Raw genomic sequence first — 15891 nt, forward strand, 5'->3', positions numbered from 1 at the left:
GCTCGTTGTGACGCGTCAGCCATACCAACGCCAAAACCACGTCGTCCATTTTGCCTTCGTCGATCTCCATTCCGCCAGGTTACCACGCGCGATCGCACAAGTCCTGCGGCCCTGCTCGGATGGATACGCCTCCCCTGGAGGCTCGTGAGATATTTGCAGAACGCGGCCCCTATAAGGTCGACCTTGATGCGGCGATGAAAACCCGCGCGCAGACGACCGCCAAGAAGTGAGCGATCCTCTGCGACACGATACGAGAAAAGGCTACTCCAAAACCTCGATGACAGTATGCGTATTCGGGTCGATAATCACGCGCCGCTCGTTGACGATCGCGTAGCCATACTTGGGTTGATCCGGCACTGGATAGATCTTGACGGTTTCCGGTAGGGGCTCGCCGATCACGATTTCACGCTCGTAAGCCACAGAAGGGTTTTTCTGTTCAAGCACATAGGTCCTAACCTCGCCAGGAAGGACCACAGTCGTCGACGTGGTCTGTGCAAGGGCAGACACAGCGATTGGCAAGGAAATTGCCAGCGCTGCCAGAGCGGTGTTGCGCATATCACTTCTCCTTGTTTTCCATGACGCCTTAAACCACGCGGAGCAAATTTGGTTCCTGTCGGAAGCGGATTTTGTTGAACATTGGTGATCTTTATGGGGGTGCGGAACCAATGGACTACGCGGGCATTTCGATCAGGATGAAAGTGTTCACCAAGGTCCGAAAGGCAGCCCTTCATGCGCTCCTCCCATTCGTTACGAGATCCGCGGTACGCCCCGATCGAGGCAGAGGTTGTAAATCTGATACCGGCACTGCGCGCGTTTGCACGATCGTTTGCAACTTCCCAGTTTGAGGCCGACGACCTCGTTCAAGACACGCTGTTTCGTGCACTGCGCAGCCTCGACCGTTTCGAACCGGGCACCAACTTGAAATCGTGGCTGTTCACGATCATGCACAACGCGTTCCGCACCCAGTACCGGATCCGCCAGCGCGAGCTGCCTGTCAGCGCCGACTATTTTTCAGAGCTGACGCTGCCGGTGGCGCCAACACAGGATTGGTGTGTGCTCAACACGCGATTGCGAACGGCACTGGAGTCGATCACGCCGGAGCATAGGGAGATCCTGATCATGATAGCTGGCTTCGGGTTGAGCTATCAGGAAGCCGCTGCCATCTGCCGATGCCCCGTCGGCACGATCAAAAGCAGGCTAAGTCGCGCGCGAGAAGAACTTGAACTTGAGATGCACGGCAATCCATTGAATTGAGCTTCAGCGGCACCGGTCGCAGCGGGGCCGATCACTCCGGGTGGTAACCGTATTCGGCTTCGACGATCCGCAGCCCATTGAGATATTTCTCCGTCTCCACCCCTGCAACCAGCGCCTGCTTGAGATTGTCCAAGAGATCGGCATGCTTCACCGGAAGCGCGAGAGCGTTAGATGCAGCTCGCCTCACGAAGGCTGCCTCCGCCTCGGCTAGTCTTTTTGTCAGTGCCACGACGGCACTGACGATCTGGGCATCAAACCCACATTCCCGCAATCTTCCAGCCGACCAACCTGGGCCCTTCTCCAAAACATCGTGTAGATAGGCGACCACCTTTGCATCGATCCCATCCACAGCATTTGCAACGCGCTCACAGTGGGTAAAATAGGGCTTCCCCATCTTGTCAAACTGTCCAGCATGGGCTTCCGCAGCAACGTGCCTGGCAACAATCAGTGCCTCTTCTGCCGGCAACACCAAGCCTTGAGGCGAACAGTTCTCGTTGCCACGTGTCTCAATCATCGATTTATTCCTGGTTATGCGCCCCGCCCGGTGCCGTAACACCCTGCAATCCCGCGCCCGCAAGCGCCGGGTCATTGCGCGCCGCGTCAGCAAGGGAGACGACGCCCACCAGTCTTTTCTCGCGATTGAGGACTGGAAGACGGCGGACCTGAATGTCGCCCATATTGCGGGCAACGTCGGATGGGAACCGATGCTGCAGTTTGAGGTTTGGCATGGATCGCGAGGTCCGCTATGCCGACGCTTGTTCGTTTCGTAATCCTGAACATTGGAATGGGCTTTTTGCTCGGGATGGCGACCGTCGGCGTGATTGTAATAATCGCTCCCGCTTCCCTTGGTCATGGTGAGGTCTTCGTACCTCTTGCTTTTGGACTTCAGGCCTATGCTTTCGGTGCCTCGTTCGGCCTCGGCGCCCTTGCGACCGCATTGATTTCGGGCGCCGAGAACTGACATCGTTCAACTGCGATCGACGAATTTATTGAAGCGGCTTTGTGCCCCGTCCGCAGTCTGCTCCTGATGTAGGAACAACAGCTTGTTGTGATCGAAGATGCGAAAGAACTCCTCCCAGGATATCGGTTCGAGCGTCTCGTTCGGTTCGCCGAAATCAATACGAAGAATGCCATCGTCCGACACGCCCTTGACGCGAGATGGACGCCCCCGGCGGGCTTCGACCCATTGTCGTATCCTGCCATGATCGGCGGTGGTTGAAGTGTCGCCCATTTTTACCTCCTTTAGTGAAGAAGGGCTCTAACCGGCGTTAAATATATTTGTTCCGCGCTGTCTCGAAATCGCAGTGGGACCCAACACCGGGCGATGAGGTCCTTAAGCAGCTCATTTTTGTAGGCAATGGCGTTGACACTACCCGGACCGTAGAGCCGGATGAACAAAAGCCACGCGTTCTCTCAAGGTGCCAACACATATCAAGGAACCGGAACCTGGCGAGTTGCCGGACGAAAGGCGGACACCCAACCCTGATGAGAAAGACGGGCGGCCGCTTCATATCCAATACTGAAAGGCATGCCACAGCTGATCGAAACGGCGCACGTCTTGTCGCTGATGACGTCGGCAATGCGACGTCTATCTCCTGGTGCCAGTGGCCGCACCCGGTAACCCTCGATGGCAAAATGCCGTCCATCAAGGCCAAGTGCTGGTGGCCGCCCGCTCGTCAGGCGATGCGCGCGTCGTCGCTTCCGGTTGTGAACTTGACTATATGGAAGTTGATGCGGCGCCGGCACAAGGTGTCAGTACGCTGGATGAAAGCGCGTTTCGGGATGAAGAGCTCTATACGGTCATTGAAGTCGAGCACGCAAAAACCAGGACTGGTGCGCGGCCTGATGGAAGGTGAGATATCGGTCGCGACGATCAAGCCGGTACAGATCTGAGGGGCGCCCTCAAAGCCTAGATCGGCTCGTGGACGGCGGGGCGGCCCGGACCGGGCTGGAGTCGGAGGAGCAGCTACTCGCCTGATGTCTCCGTCTCTGCCGGCGGCTCCCAGCCGAAGATACTGCGTCCACCCAGGGAGGCAGAACGCCTGAATTCGCCGGCAACGATTTCCTTCAAATCAGGGCCGGTCACGTAATGTTCGAGGCGACGCGCCTGTTCATCAAGGCGTCGAAGCGCCTCGAGCTCTTCTGTGTGACCGAGTTTGCCCTTTGAAACGGCCGACTTCATGACCTTGAGTGTTTCGTCATAGATTTTCAGGGGGACAGGGAAAGGGTGGCGATCCTTGCCGCCGTGGGCCAGTGAAAACCGTGCGGGGTCGGAAAAACGGCATGGTGCCCCATGAACGACTTCAGCGACCATGGCCAGCGCCTCTACCGTTCGCGCGCCCACGCCCGGCGTTAGAAGCAGCTCCTGAAAATCCTTGGGCGCCCGCTCGGCAGCGGAGGCGAGCGTTGCATGCAGACGGCTCATGTTGACGTCCTTTTCCCGCACGTCGTGATGAGCCGGCATGATCAGATGAGGGAGCGACAACTGATCAGGAATGTGTGCAAAGACAGGTTCTGCCCGCCGGACGGCGAGTGCTTCGCGAACAATGCGATCGGGTCCCAATTTTGCAAGCAGATCGATCTGTCCCTCTCGCGATCTCTCTGCCCTTCGGTCGGCGAGATTGACAATGACACCTTGAGTGTTTCCTTCAATCGCCGCATGTGGGGAATCGAGAAAGCTCTCCAGGTTTTCCGACAGCCAGTGGTAGCGCCTGGCCTGTCGTTGATCGCCGTTCATGCCCTGCTGGACGACGACCCATTTTCCGTCGTCGGTGACGATGAAACCGTGCAGATAGAGATCAAAGCCATCCTGAACCGCGGCACTGTCGATCTTGGCAACGAGGCGGCTCACGAGCCGCTCCGCGTCAAGGCCAACTCGATCGCCGATGGCAAGGAGCTCCGACGGGGTCTTACGCGACTGCGCGCCGCGCCCACCGCAAACGTGGATGCCAAGCTCTGCAGACCTCGGCAACAGTCCTCGCTTCAGTGCGCCGATGACGCTGGTTGTGATGCCGGAGGAGTGCCAGTCCATGCCCATGACTGCGCCGAAAGACTGAAACCAGAATGGGTGTGCCATTCTTCGAAGAAATTCGTCTCGACCATAGTGCAGGATGATGGCTTCGGTCATGACGCCCCCGAGCTTGGTCAGGCGATCGCCGAGCCACTTGGGCACGCGCCCGCCATGGAGAGGAAGATCAGCACTTCCCGAACGTTTTGCCATGAGCTTATCCTATTGATCCACAATGGCGGATGGTGCGCTATAGCATTTGCGGCACGAGCCTGGAAGTTCGAGACCGGACGGTCGCTGGCTGGGTAAGGAGCTCGACTACCCTTTCGTTGGCCAAAAGGAGAAAGCGGAAAAACCCTGCTGTTCTCCATCCCCATCGCGTCCGCTTGGCACCGACCGGCGTTCTTGTCCTGAGCATGTCGAGCATCTTCTTGAGGGAGCTTGCGTCCTTTTCACTGAACCCGGTTCCGACCGAGCCGACGTAGGCTCAGTCGGCTCCGAGGGGAGGCGACGGCTTCAAGCGCGCCAGGCAGGGCTCGAGGCGTTCCGGCATGGGATCGAGCGGAAGATTGGGCTGCGCGGGTTCGCGGCGCCGGCGTGTCTGGGATTTAGCGACCTGATCCTTCAGAAGCAGCGGCTTGGCGCGCCTCGTCATTTGCGCGATCGGGTTTCGGCAGCGACCGACTTGCGCAACGCATCCATGATGTTGATGGGCGGATTCCATTTTCACATGCAACAGAGACAAATTGGCCCTGGTTTCAGGAGGATGCAAGTGGCCCGCTCTTTTGTGCAGTTGAGTTTGGACGAACGCCGCGTCTTTGCACGAACGCATGAGAAGCAGAGCAGCCAGGCAGCACAAGGACGAATCGCCCACCCGCTCGACAATCGGCCGTGATTGAGGTTCTTCTCGCCCGAGCTGATGATTGTGTATATCCCATTGACATATCCCAGGGAAGAGCCAAAATGGATATGTCCGATGTATATCCAAGAAGGTGTCGATCATGGAACAGGGATCAGTGTTTCAAAGCAATCGGAGTCAAGCCGTAAGGCTCCCAAAGGCCGTAGCATTGCCAGACGATGTGAAGCGCGTCGATATTGTTGCGGTCGGCCGCACACGGATCATAACGCCTGCGGGCGAGGCTTGGGATAGCTGGTTCGATGGCGAAGCTGTAACAACCGACTTCATGATTGAGCGAGATCAGCCCGCTTTGCAGGAGCGCGACTCTCTATGATGCTGAAATACATGCTCGACACGAACATCTGCATTTTCACGGTGAAAAACCGGCCGCAGCAGGTACGTGACGCGTTTAACCGCCACAATGGTCAACTGTGCATCAGTTCGATCAGTTTGATGGAGCTGATCTATGGCGCAGAAAAGTCGGCTATGCCTGAAAAGAATCTATTTGTCGTAGAGGGCTTTGCCGCACGCCTTGAGGTGCTCAGCTACGACCAGGTGGCCGCAAGCCACACGGGACAGTTGCGCGCCGAGCTTGCTCGGGGCGGCACGCCGATTGGCCCATATGAACAGTTGATTGCCGGGCACGCGCGCTCCAGAGGCCTGATATTGGTAACAAACAACCGCCGTGAATTCGACCGCGTACCCGGTCTACGCGTTGAGGATTGGACCGTTTCGCCCGGGTGAGCCGGTTTCGGTCAAGGTTGCGGAATGCGCCGCAGCCAGGACGAACAGCGACTACGTCCGGGCGGGCAGGATTCTCGGCCCCCTATCTAGTTGCGAACATGCTCGAGCGAACGGTCAGAGTGTGGTGATTGATCGGGCCGAACGATCGTCGCGGTGACAGCGCTACGGCGAATGGGCCCTGCCCTGCGAAATCTGACCGACGATATTGACCGACTTGCCGCTCACTACGCGTCGACGCCGACAGCAGGTGCTCGGCGACCTTGAACGGCAAAGCCTTTCCAGGCGGCATCCTGTGGAGGGAACTTTACATTCAAATTAGTGTTTTCTGATTGAATGGAAGGACTTCACGATGATCCTGATCGCACCCGATGGAGATAGACGATACGAACATGGCCGCGGGGCCGGCGCTGCGGGACTGCTGGCGTCAATTCGATGCGCTGTGAGTTCAGAAACGACTTTCAATACCGAGCGTCTCTGCTTCCGTACCTTGGGCAATATGGTCGTGATAGAAGGGGTGCTGCCGGATACAGACGCCGCCCAAATCATTCGCCGAATAGCCAATGAGATCGCCGGAGAAGAGCATGTCATCGTGCGCGTAACTTGCATAAATCCGTTCGCTTCTTCCGAAACCCTAAAATCCATCCCTCATGCGCCTGTGACCCAAAGCATCACGAAGGGATCGGTCATGGAAAGAACGGCACCGCGCCAGGGTCGAGGCACCGGCAGTCCCTAGCGACGTCGGACGGACGCACCCCAAAGGTATCCTATGGCGCCGGCCGCGATCAAAACGGTAGCGAGGTGGTTCCTGATCCTGTTCTGCGTCGCTTCCAGAACGATGACCGCCTCGGTCACGGCCAAGCGGGACGTGCCGGCAATGATTGCGGCCAGCTCTGCGCGCAGGTGCGCAATATCGGTCCGCAGCGCCTCGAGTTGGGCCTGTCGAACCAGTGCGGCAGCGTCGCCTGGAGCCGTCTCCAGTACCTCGTCGACAGCCACGACTTTTGCGACGTCGTCAGCGCTTTCGTTTCCGGTCTGATCCATCATGACTGTCTCCTCTGGCGTGAAGGCGATGCCACCCAACGGTAGAGACGGCGTGTTGTTCCATCGGAAAGGGCATGTCGCCCATTCACAAATGTCGACCACGTTGACGTGGCGCCAGCACCATGAGTGAACATGTGGCTTTCACACGCGTTAGGATAAGCAACTGCATTTACGGCGACGACGATGCCTAAGCCCGAGGAAAAGTCCGATAACGAACCACGTATCGGCGCCACAGCGGAATTTGCCTACGACAGAATGACCGTGGAGCGCTTCCGCGCGGCATTCCCCCGCGCTCGCTGGAACGAGGAGCAACGGCGTTGGTTCGTACCGGGCAAAACGGCCAGCAAGCGCATTGCCCAGTGGCTCGCGCGCGAGAGGGAAAGCCTCGATCTTCATGCGGATGCCAAGGGTCGCGATGCGTACGCTTTTGAGCCGATTGCCAGCCAATATCTCCAGATCGCCGAGGATATTCACGTACGCACACCTTATTCCAAGGACGTTATTGAGCATCTGCGGGCGATCCCTTGGGCCCGCTGGGACGATGAGATACGCGCTTGGCGCGTACCATTTCGATCCTACGAAGCGTTGCGCCGATCCTGGCCCGAAATCGAGGCGGCGGCTCGCCGAAGCGAACCGGCAGAACAAAAGCGCCGACAGGAGCAGGAAAGGCTTACGCCGAAATACGAGCGCGCGAAGTTGCGCTACGGCGAACGTCGCCGCCGCCGCTATCCGGTTCCAACCGAGGGGCTGCCGCCGATCGGTCGAGCGGTGATGACGTCTTCGTACGGCGTGGTGATTATCACTGACGTGACGGGCGAACTCGCCGAGCCTGGTGATATCATGCGGTTTTATCCGCATGTTGCAGGAGATCCGCGCGATTTTGTCTGGGCCCGATGGCGGCCAGCATCATTGGAAGAACTGGTGGCAACCTGGCCGGCGCGAGAACGGCCGAATGACCTCGAAAAAGGCCGCGGCTGGTGGAGGCCAAGTCTGGACGAACTGCGTATCGCCCGCTCGCAGGCGCGCAGCCTGGAACGCAAAAAACAAAGGAGAATATCACGCTCAAACGAGAAGGAAGGTTCTCTGGCGGCACGGCCAGGCACGCGTTGAGCGCCGCCGGCCTAGTGTCGGAATTATCTCAGGGGCGTGCTACGGCGAAACGGAGGATCGCTCGTTGCAAACGGCGCGGGCGGCTCTGTCTCGTCGGGTGCCCCGATCCCGCGGTGGGTTTCAGGAACAATGACGGCTGTTCCGACCTTTCCTCTTAAGCGGAGGTGGAGTTGCATGACGCGCTATTTTTTGATCTTCCCAACGGTGACGAGGCAGACGCTGGACGAGCAGGGTTTGGAGCCTGCTTCGCGCGACGCGGTCATGCAGTAAATACCCGCATTCTCGTGGATGTTGCGCGGGATAGACTGCCTGACGGCAATGGCACTGAAATCTCCGTGTCAGTACGCACTGACACCGTCTCGTTAGCAACGCTGACATTTCAGAACCAATGGCTTGATTGACGGTCGCGGAATGGTTCCCGGGTCGACAAGTTCCGGTCGGGTTCAGGTGACGCGACGCGGACGATTTGTCCGCGTCGCGCACCCTTTACGATTTGCCGCCCTTGCGGCCGGCTTCGGCGGCCCGCTCCGGATCGTTCTTGAAGTTACCCTTCGAACCTTGAGACGCCTTGGCCGATTTGGTGGATGGCTTTGTCGTCGCACTTCGCTTGGAAGCGTCCCCTGATTTTTGACCGCTGTGGCTCTGTGGTTGATTGGGCACGCGTTGGCTCCTTGAGTTAATGACCCTCGATTCATGCAAGGGTCTCCCCAACCGTACGATCGGCCGCCAGTTCCCTACACTTTCGGTTTTTCACCTCGTCGACCGCTTTATCCGAGCTCGGGATCCCGAATTCGGAACCATCTCCATGCGGCCGCGGTTAGAGGCACATTCGGACGGAGGAACGCAACGTGCGATTTCTACGAGACAACGGCCTGACGATCGTCCTCGTTACCGCGACACTCATAACCCTCATGGGCATGTATATAGCCGGTTGGCTGGCGAACAATGACGAATTGACGGCCCACGGATCGGCCCCGCTAACCTTGGCCCACTATGGCCTAACCGGCCATTTCCTATCGGCCGTCTTCGAGAACTGGGAAAGCGAATTTCTGCAGATGTCGGCCTATGTCGTCCTGACTGCCTATCTCTATCAACGGGGTTCTGCCGAATCCAAGGATCCCGACAAGCGATCTCCTCAAGATGAGGAACTTGCGGCCCGAGAAGAAGATCCCGAGGCGCCGTGGCCAGTCAAGGCAGGCGGTGTTGTGCGGTTCCTGTATGCCTACTCGTTGGGAATTGTCCTCACCGGCCTCTTCCTTGCAAGTTTTGTACTCCATCTTTTCTCGAGCGCCAGAGCGGAGAGTGAGACGTCACACCTGCATGGACAACCAACAACGACGTTCGTGCAGCATCTTGGGAGCGCACAATTCTGGTTCGAATCTCTTCAGAACTGGCAATCCGAGTTCTTATCAACCGCGGTGATTGTCGTGCTTTCGATCTTTCTGAGGTACCGGGGATCGCCCGAATCCAAGCCTGTAGGCGCGCATCATCGAGGGACCGGGTCCTGAGCGCAGCTTTGGCCTATCGGACGGTTCGCCGATGTGATGCGGAGACAGGATCGGGCCGACCGCCGTCGTTCGCGAACGCAGAGAGTTGCTCTTTTGCGGTCGGTGGATATGCCGTTGTGCCAGCCCAATTCCGCAGCTTTGTCGGTAATAGCCAGCAAGGAGCGCGCTCACATCTTTATCTGTACCTGGCACCAATCTCAGCGGCCCTTTGCCGACCCTCGCAATGTGGACCGAATTGATGAGCGTCGTCGGGGTGATTTTCTTGCTCTGTGTGGTGCTCTTCCTGCGCTTTCGGAAGGCCGGGTGGCTTTGAGCGTGACGAGCGCTGCGTCAGCGCGCGTGGGTGCCGGCTTGGCGGTGGGCGTATTCCTCAACGGGACAGAGGGAGATGCCGCCGGCTCTCCGGCGCTGCTATGTTTTCACATGACGGCCTCGTGTCTGACAAAATCCAATTTCGTCTAACATCATGTGCTATCCGCCCTCCATTTCAAGCAAGGACCAGCCAGCCTTGGAGCGAGCAACTTCTGACGGAAACAAGTGGCGACGTGCTTGCAAGGCGATATGTCGACAAATATCGATTCTATCGACTCATTCTTTTCATATGTCGATACTGACGACATAGTCGCAACGGTGTGTCTACTTAGCAGGCGGCGAGCCGAACCCCAGTATTGGGGCCTTCAGCCACTCGCGCCGATGAGCCTAATCCCAAGACAGCTGATCGTTAGGGAGCCGCCCACTCGGGTCATGTACCTCCACTTTGTGCGGCAGGCTGGGCCCCCAGTTCCAAAGCACCAAGTTTCGATCCCCTTCTTCGGCGCCAGGTGCAAAACTGTGCACCAAGATACCCGCCGTACCCCTCGCCCTCAGTCGATCGTATATCGACCAGGATGGGGGTCTCCTTCCTTCGGAAAGCGCAGTGGCCCAACTGCAGGCCATTTCCTCCACAGAGACGCCATTCGCGGCCCGACCAACTTCAGAAGTAAGATCCGCGATGTCATCGCAGTCGACATCGTAGGAACAAAGTACACAGGGGTCGATACGATGGGCAAAACCTTGATTGGCTTCCTTAACCGCGGTCATGACACTGAGGGCGAGATAGAGAGCCGGCACGCCTTTTGGGTTGAATCGTGCGCCCCTTATGGCCGCGCCATCTCCTGAAACGGGTTTGAAAGACCAGCGCGGATCATGCGCACGGTAACAATTGCCCACAAACCTCAAGCGAAGCCCCCAAGGGCCATATGATCGAGGTAATCTCGCACTGCCGCAGCCTTGCCGTCTTTTACCAGAGACTCCGCCGTGCGCCCGCCAAAAGCTGGTAGAGGTTGAGCACGGTACCAAGCCATTGCTTGCTCCTTACCACCAGCCCAATCTGAAACACGACTGATAATCTCCAGCATTTCCCGGAGGCGGCTCTGCGTTTTTGCCCCCCGGCTACGCTCGCTTCTATACAGCGTTTCGCGGGCTAGCCCCGCCGTCTCGGCTAACTGGCTCTTAGACATGCCGAAGCCGGTCGCGACCCGTTCCACAGCGATCTTTCCCGCCCGATCCATATAGGACAGGACCAGTGGACCGCTCTGCTCCAAAGATTTTAGACCCTGAGCCATGATCATTCCGCCATATCGAGTAACTCATTTATTGTGCAAAATATATGGCGTCGCCGGCAACAACGCAAGCGCCAACGAAAAATTCACCGAGGCGCGCGAGCAGGTTCAGGTTGCTGCCATTCAAAGAGCCGTCACCTAGGCGCTTCGAGTAACCACCGGATTCACCCGCAACAGAGCCATCAGAACCGGTCCCAGCGAGAACGCCCCTTGCCGCGTCTTTTCCGCAGCATTTCCATTTCTTCGAGAATTGCCTGCAGGTCACCAATGACAGGTCGTGCGCGGAAGCGTTCAGGGCGAGCAGATGCCGAATTAGGCGCGTCACTCATTGAAACGGTGCAGTGCAGCATTATCTTGTGCAATGCAGCAATAAACATCTGCACAAGGGCCGCTATGACAGCCATCCTGGCCGTTACGGCCCGGAGGTAATTCCACCATGCGCTCCCTATCGGATACTGTGGCACGGCTCAAACAATTCCGCTCAATGCAATCTGTGTTTGATGACGGAGGCCGGCTGGCCCCGTTTGAAGCCTTTGGAACGAATCCGGGCGAACTTGAAGCAAGAATTCACGTCCCAGCAAAGCTGGCAAAGTCGCCGGCACTCGTGGTGGTGTTGCATGGCTGTACCCAGACTGCGGCCACATATGACAAGGGCTCCGGTTGGAGCAAGCTCGCCGACGAATGCGGCTTCGTCGTCTTGTTTCCGCAGCAGACGCGTAGCAACAACGCCAATCTTTGCTTCAATTGGTTTCAGCCGAACGATATAGCACGCGATAGAGGTGAAGCCCTTTCAATCCGCCAGATGATCAAGACCGTCGAGACGCGCAACAACATCGATCGTAGTCGGGTCTTTATCACCGGCCTGTCGGCAGGCGGGGCTATGGCAAATGTAATGCTGGCTACCTATCCCGAGGCCTTCGCCGGCGGGGCGATCATAGCTGGCCTCCCCTATGATACGGCGCGCACTGTACCTCAGGCGTTCGATCGTATGCGGGCGCAAGGTATTCCCGACGAACAATCTCTTCAAAAGAAGCTTCGAGCTGGCTCGCAATCAAACGGTCCTTGGCCTGCGATCTCGGTCTGGCATGGTACGCTAGACGCTACCGTCAATTCCGCCAACGCAGGCGCGATTGTGAAACAGTGGCAGGGCATTCACGGCATAAAGGCAGCCTCTCACTCAGACACATCAAGGGGGCGGCTCGAACGCCGGGCGTGGGTAGATTCGGACGGGAACGAACGCCTCCAGCTCTTTCACATCAAGGGCATGGGTCACGGCACGCCCATAGACGTCAAAAGCGGTTACGGGCAGGCAGGGCCCTACATGCTCGACGTCGGCATTTCATCGACCGAGGAAATTGCGCAGTCGTTCGGAATTGTAGCGCCATGTTTGAGACAGGTAAGCCCGGGCGCCAACATTGACGTCCCGGCCCCAGCGTCGCGCAACGCCGGCAGCCAGCGTCGAGGGGGACCTGCAGACGGTATTCGTCGCACTATCGAAGACGCGTTGCGTGCGGCGGGTCTGATGCGCTAGCGGCAGTAACACCTCAATTTTTGGCAAAGCGTCTGAACCGACAAACAAAATCCGGCCCCCCGCGTTGTCCTTAAGCACAACGTGAAAGGAGACGTCGCGATGACAAAATCAGCAACGGCTGCAAAGCAACGGGCCATCCAGAATGAAGTTGCCGAAGACGACGCCAAGGGAAAGCCAAAGGCGGAAACAGCGATGCAGGCGGGCGGGCGAACATACCCCGCACCGCCCTTTCCGAAACAACACCAGAAGAAACCAGGCGATGAGGCCAAGCTGTCGCCGCCTGCCCTCTATGACGCGCCGTTTTACCTTGGCTCGAACAAGCTGCTCGACAAGGTCGCGATCATCACGGGGGGCGATTCAGGAATAGGCAGGTCGGTAGCGGTTTTGTTTGCACGAGAAGGTGCTGATGTTGTCATCCTCCATCTCGACGAAGACAAGGATGCCAAGGAGACATCAGAGGCTGTGGCGCGCGAAGGCCGGCGCTGCCTAGTTCTGAAGGGTGATGTCAAGAACTCGACGTTTTGCAGGAAGGCCGTCCAGCAGGCGGTTTCGGAGTTCGGCAAACTTGACGTGCTGGTCAACAATGCCGCCTTCCAGGTACATTCTTATGACATAGAGGACCTGAGCGAAGAGCACTTCGACGAAACATTGAAGACGAATCTCTATGGCTATTTTCATATGGCCAAAGCTGCCGTTCCACATCTTCGACCGGGGGCGGCAATCATCAACACCGGCTCGATCACGGGTATTGATGGGCAAAAAAACCTGCTTGACTATTCGATGACCAAGGGCGGCATCCACGCCTTCACACGGGCGCTGGCCTCACAGCTTGTCGCCAAGGGCATTCGGGTAAACGCAGTTGCTCCGGGGCCGGTATGGCGCCCTCTCAATCCAAGCGACAAGGAGGCAGAGGATGTATCGAAGTTCGGTGCCAATGTTCCAATGAAACGACCAGCGCAACCCGAAGAAATTGCGCCAGCCTACGTGTTCCTGGCCTCTGCTCATTGCTCCAGCTACATCACCGGCGAGATACTGCCGATCATCGGTGGCTACTGAAAAACGGTGGGTCGCCCACCATTGCCTTTGCCCCCCGGGGGCCATGGAGTGAACTGTGCCTGGAATTTCAGCTGCGCAAAAATCTCGCGCCGGAGGCACGCGTCTAAACAAGAAAAGCCGCCCACATTACATGGACGGCCTTTCGACTTCCTCGATCAGATCAGCGTTCCACGCCTTGTGTATCTTGCGCGTTCTTCTTCAATCTGGGCCGGGCTATAGGGATCGAGCGTCTGGTCGAACCTGTTCCAGCCCTGCGCACGATAGGCCGAACGACGCTCTTCCAGATCGACCCAGTTGGAGCGCTGCAGGATTGCCTCGGCCCGCGCGACGTCGCCGTCGTTAACGCGCGCCGTCACCAATGTACCGCCACGGCGGACGCCCTCGGCGTAGACATGCGCATCTTCCTCCGGCACGCCGGAGTCCGTGAGCGCACCAATAATCCCACCGACGGCACCACCGGCAATGGCACCGGCGGCGGCACCCGCAGCCGTCGCCGCCAGCCAGCCGGCTGCCACCACCGGACCGACGCCAAGGATCGCCATCAACCCGAGGCCGGTCAGAAGACCGCCTGCGCCGCCGACCGCGGCGCCAATGCCGGCACCAGCACCCGCGCCTTCCGCAGCGCCTTCGGTGTCGTCAACCTTGTATCGGCCTTCGGCATTGCTTGCGACCATGCTGATATCGCCATCGGGAATGCCTGCGGCTTTCAGCGCCCGCACGGCTTCTGAAGCTTCATCATAGGTGTCGAAAAGTCCTGAAACAGTTTTCATGTCGATTTTCCTTGGATGGGTTTGTTGACGTTTCCCGACCAGCATCAGTTGACAACGATGTTGCCCTGATAGTCGAGCGCGACAGTCACGGTCTTACCGTCCTTGGTGGCAGAGGCCCGCCAGATACCCTTGTCGTCCAGCTTCAGTCCGGAAATCGCGGTGTAGCCGTTCTCTTCGAGGCGGGCGCGTGCCTGCTCTTCGGTGAAGCTGTTGGCGCCTGCGACAGGTGCGGTCGGATTGGTAGTGTCAGGGGTGGCGACGGCCGGCGTTTCGGGATTTGGCGAGGGGGTCGCCGTCTGTGCATAAGCGCTCAGGGCGCTTGCCGCCATTAAGGCTGTCGCGACAATCACTCGTTTCATTGGTGTCTCCTTGATGCGTTATTGGACGATGCTGGGACAACGCCGAGCCTCCACATCCGTTCCGAAGCGCGTCAAAAGAAGCTAGTTTATTTTGAAATTACAATGGCTTACAAACGCGATTGCACTCCCCGCCTCCCCTTTCGGGGTGCGGCCCAAACTGCCGAAGCGCTCTCGGTGGCGAGATGCTGGAGACAAACCGCATTCCTCGCCAATGGTTCCCGCGTTGGGCGCCGAAGCAGGCCGCAAGTGCTTACGTTGTCCGCCTCGCTATCCATAACCTCAGCGTTTATCCCGCAGTCCCAAGAACAAACCTTCTGACCTTTTGGATTGGCGGTGGATCGCCTCGGCGCTGTTTCGCTCGCTTCATCGCCGATGTTTCCGGGGCAGCAATTATCAAAGAGACCGCGCCCTGCTCCGCAGGCGCGGTCTCTCATTCTTGCTTTCGTCCTGGCTTCAGACTATTTCTGTGATCGCTCCAAAAGGATGCGCATTTCGTCGAACCTCCTTTTTCGCACCGCGTCCTCCTCCTGGGGTGAATAGCAAGTGTTCGATTGGCAGAACCGAACCAGTGCGAAAGGCGGCTTCGCAGCACGGAATTCACACTCAAACATGTCCGACATTTCCGATTTTGCCACTCCGGCGCGCGTCGAATAGGTCAGCCGAACACCTGGCGGTTTCAGTTCCGGAAAGGACTGAACGATTCCGAGCTGCAGCACTTCAGTCAGAAGGAAGTTTTTTGCGACCGTGGCACATACCGCCTCCAGATCCCCGGATTGGGCGAAAGCTGGAAATGCGACCAGGTTCAACAAGAGCGCGTAGCGTTTCATGCAGTTCCTCCAAGGCGTTATCTGCTGAATAACTAGAGGACGCGCAGCAATATCAATCGCCTAACGAGATGAAATCTCGATCTGGCGTCCGCCCCCTTCACCGCGACAACTTTTCGACGATTTGAGGCGTCCATGCCCGGCGGAAATTCGACTGCTGAAGCAGGCTGGGAGTGCGGCGCTAGAGA

Annotated in this window: 21 protein-coding genes and 2 pseudogenes; 10 read left to right on the forward strand and 13 right to left on the reverse strand. The window is 58.0% G+C overall.

The features are described from left to right. Window positions 1-261: 261 nt before the first annotated feature. On the reverse strand, window positions 262-555 hold the full coding sequence (locus AC244_RS13525) for a DUF1236 domain-containing protein (RefSeq protein WP_053249359.1): 294 nt from the start codon (window positions 553-555) through the stop codon (window positions 262-264). A 174-nt stretch (window positions 556-729) separates the two neighbouring features. On the opposite strand from AC244_RS13525, the gene AC244_RS13530 reads away from it, so the two are divergent. Further along, entirely contained in the window at window positions 730-1254 is a 525-nt protein-coding gene (locus AC244_RS13530; protein WP_053249360.1) for a sigma-70 family RNA polymerase sigma factor, read from the forward strand. Window positions 1255-1285: 31 nt separating this feature from the next. On the opposite strand, the gene AC244_RS13535 is transcribed toward AC244_RS13530, so the two are convergent. Both AC244_RS13535 and AC244_RS13540 read right to left on the reverse strand, forming a co-directional pair. Beyond that, a complete protein-coding gene (locus AC244_RS13535) occupies window positions 1286-1720 on the reverse strand; it encodes an HD domain-containing protein (RefSeq protein WP_053249516.1) in 435 nt (144 codons plus the stop codon). Window positions 1721-1772: 52 nt separating this feature from the next. Continuing rightward, window positions 1773-1946: pseudogene (locus AC244_RS13540) on the reverse strand (CBS domain-containing protein); the annotation flags it as partial. A gap of 53 nt (window positions 1947-1999) precedes the next feature. Here AC244_RS13540 and AC244_RS13545 point away from each other — a divergent pair. After that, window positions 2000-2215 (forward strand): hypothetical protein, encoded by a 216-nt coding sequence (locus AC244_RS13545; protein ID WP_053249361.1) that lies wholly within the window; start codon window positions 2000-2002, stop codon window positions 2213-2215. A 6-nt stretch (window positions 2216-2221) separates the two neighbouring features. On the opposite strand, the gene AC244_RS13550 is transcribed toward AC244_RS13545, so the two are convergent. Then, window positions 2222-2485: a hypothetical protein gene (locus AC244_RS13550; RefSeq protein WP_053249362.1), complete on the reverse strand. Its 264-nt coding sequence runs from the start codon at window positions 2483-2485 to the stop codon at window positions 2222-2224. Window positions 2486-2739: 254 nt separating this feature from the next. Between AC244_RS13550 and AC244_RS13555 the strand changes: the two genes are divergently transcribed. After that, window positions 2740-3147, forward strand: a complete 408-nt coding sequence (locus AC244_RS13555) for a hypothetical protein (protein ID WP_053249363.1) — start codon at window positions 2740-2742, stop codon at window positions 3145-3147. A gap of 73 nt (window positions 3148-3220) precedes the next feature. Here the strand turns inward: AC244_RS13555 and AC244_RS13560 are convergent, their stop codons facing one another. Both AC244_RS13560 and AC244_RS38035 read right to left on the reverse strand, forming a co-directional pair. Beyond that, window positions 3221-4474, reverse strand: coding sequence for a DUF763 domain-containing protein (locus AC244_RS13560; protein WP_053249364.1), 1254 nt, complete (start codon window positions 4472-4474; stop codon window positions 3221-3223). A gap of 277 nt (window positions 4475-4751) precedes the next feature. Then, window positions 4752-4916, reverse strand: a pseudogene (locus tag AC244_RS38035) (ATP-dependent DNA ligase); the annotation flags it as partial. A 346-nt stretch (window positions 4917-5262) separates the two neighbouring features. On the opposite strand from AC244_RS38035, the gene vapB reads away from it, so the two are divergent. From vapB to AC244_RS36380, 3 genes are all read left to right on the forward strand, one after another. After that, window positions 5263-5493: a type II toxin-antitoxin system VapB family antitoxin gene (gene vapB, locus AC244_RS13570; RefSeq protein ID WP_053249366.1), complete on the forward strand. Its 231-nt coding sequence runs from the start codon at window positions 5263-5265 to the stop codon at window positions 5491-5493. Next, a complete protein-coding gene (gene vapC / locus AC244_RS13575) occupies window positions 5493-5903 on the forward strand; it encodes a type II toxin-antitoxin system tRNA(fMet)-specific endonuclease VapC (RefSeq protein ID WP_053249517.1) in 411 nt (136 codons plus the stop codon). The genes vapB and vapC overlap by 1 nt, the downstream gene beginning before the upstream one ends. A 349-nt stretch (window positions 5904-6252) precedes the next feature. Further along, complete coding sequence (locus AC244_RS36380; protein ID WP_152975943.1) at window positions 6253-6636, forward strand: hypothetical protein; 384 nt, start codon at window positions 6253-6255, stop codon at window positions 6634-6636. On the opposite strand, the gene AC244_RS13580 is transcribed toward AC244_RS36380, so the two are convergent. Beyond that, window positions 6633-6947 carry a hypothetical protein gene (locus AC244_RS13580; RefSeq protein WP_053249367.1) on the reverse strand — a complete coding sequence of 105 codons (315 nt, stop codon included), beginning with the start codon at window positions 6945-6947 and terminating at the stop codon, window positions 6633-6635. The genes AC244_RS36380 and AC244_RS13580 overlap by 4 nt on opposite strands. A gap of 180 nt (window positions 6948-7127) precedes the next feature. Between AC244_RS13580 and AC244_RS13585 the strand changes: the two genes are divergently transcribed. Further along, window positions 7128-8054: a hypothetical protein gene (locus AC244_RS13585; RefSeq protein ID WP_053249368.1), complete on the forward strand. Its 927-nt coding sequence runs from the start codon at window positions 7128-7130 to the stop codon at window positions 8052-8054. A gap of 486 nt (window positions 8055-8540) precedes the next feature. Here the strand turns inward: AC244_RS13585 and AC244_RS35160 are convergent, their stop codons facing one another. After that, window positions 8541-8714, reverse strand: a complete 174-nt coding sequence (locus AC244_RS35160) for a KGG domain-containing protein (protein ID WP_152975944.1) — start codon at window positions 8712-8714, stop codon at window positions 8541-8543. A gap of 188 nt (window positions 8715-8902) precedes the next feature. Between AC244_RS35160 and AC244_RS13590 the strand changes: the two genes are divergently transcribed. Further along, on the forward strand, window positions 8903-9562 hold the full coding sequence (locus AC244_RS13590; protein WP_053249369.1) for a DUF6766 family protein: 660 nt from the start codon (window positions 8903-8905) through the stop codon (window positions 9560-9562). Window positions 9563-10261: 699 nt separating this feature from the next. Here AC244_RS13590 and AC244_RS35165 read toward each other — a convergent pair. Further along, window positions 10262-10780: an RES family NAD+ phosphorylase gene (locus AC244_RS35165; RefSeq protein ID WP_082366842.1), complete on the reverse strand. Its 519-nt coding sequence runs from the start codon at window positions 10778-10780 to the stop codon at window positions 10262-10264. After that, entirely contained in the window at window positions 10777-11166 is a 390-nt protein-coding gene (locus tag AC244_RS13600; RefSeq protein WP_053249518.1) for an antitoxin Xre/MbcA/ParS toxin-binding domain-containing protein, read from the reverse strand. Before AC244_RS13600 ends, AC244_RS35165 begins: the two co-directional genes overlap by 4 nt. 433 nt (window positions 11167-11599) lie before the next feature. On the opposite strand from AC244_RS13600, the gene AC244_RS13605 reads away from it, so the two are divergent. Continuing rightward, entirely contained in the window at window positions 11600-12694 is a 1095-nt protein-coding gene (locus AC244_RS13605; protein WP_053249371.1) for an alpha/beta hydrolase family esterase, read from the forward strand. A gap of 99 nt (window positions 12695-12793) precedes the next feature. Then, entirely contained in the window at window positions 12794-13750 is a 957-nt protein-coding gene (locus AC244_RS13610) for an SDR family oxidoreductase (RefSeq protein WP_053249372.1), read from the forward strand. 155 nt (window positions 13751-13905) lie between these two features. On the opposite strand, the gene AC244_RS13615 is transcribed toward AC244_RS13610, so the two are convergent. The 3 genes from AC244_RS13615 to AC244_RS13625 form a co-directional block, all read right to left on the reverse strand. Next, window positions 13906-14520: a hypothetical protein gene (locus AC244_RS13615; protein WP_053249373.1), complete on the reverse strand. Its 615-nt coding sequence runs from the start codon at window positions 14518-14520 to the stop codon at window positions 13906-13908. A gap of 44 nt (window positions 14521-14564) precedes the next feature. Then, window positions 14565-14879, reverse strand: a complete 315-nt coding sequence (locus AC244_RS13620) for a PepSY domain-containing protein (protein WP_053249374.1) — start codon at window positions 14877-14879, stop codon at window positions 14565-14567. Window positions 14880-15337: 458 nt separating this feature from the next. Next, window positions 15338-15706: a hypothetical protein gene (locus tag AC244_RS13625; RefSeq protein ID WP_053249375.1), complete on the reverse strand. Its 369-nt coding sequence runs from the start codon at window positions 15704-15706 to the stop codon at window positions 15338-15340. Window positions 15707-15891: the final 185 nt, after the last annotated feature.

The sequence above is a fragment of the Ensifer adhaerens genome, assembly GCF_001270265.1.
GTDB classification, from domain to species: Bacteria; Pseudomonadota; Alphaproteobacteria; order Rhizobiales; family Rhizobiaceae; genus Ensifer; species Ensifer adhaerens_B.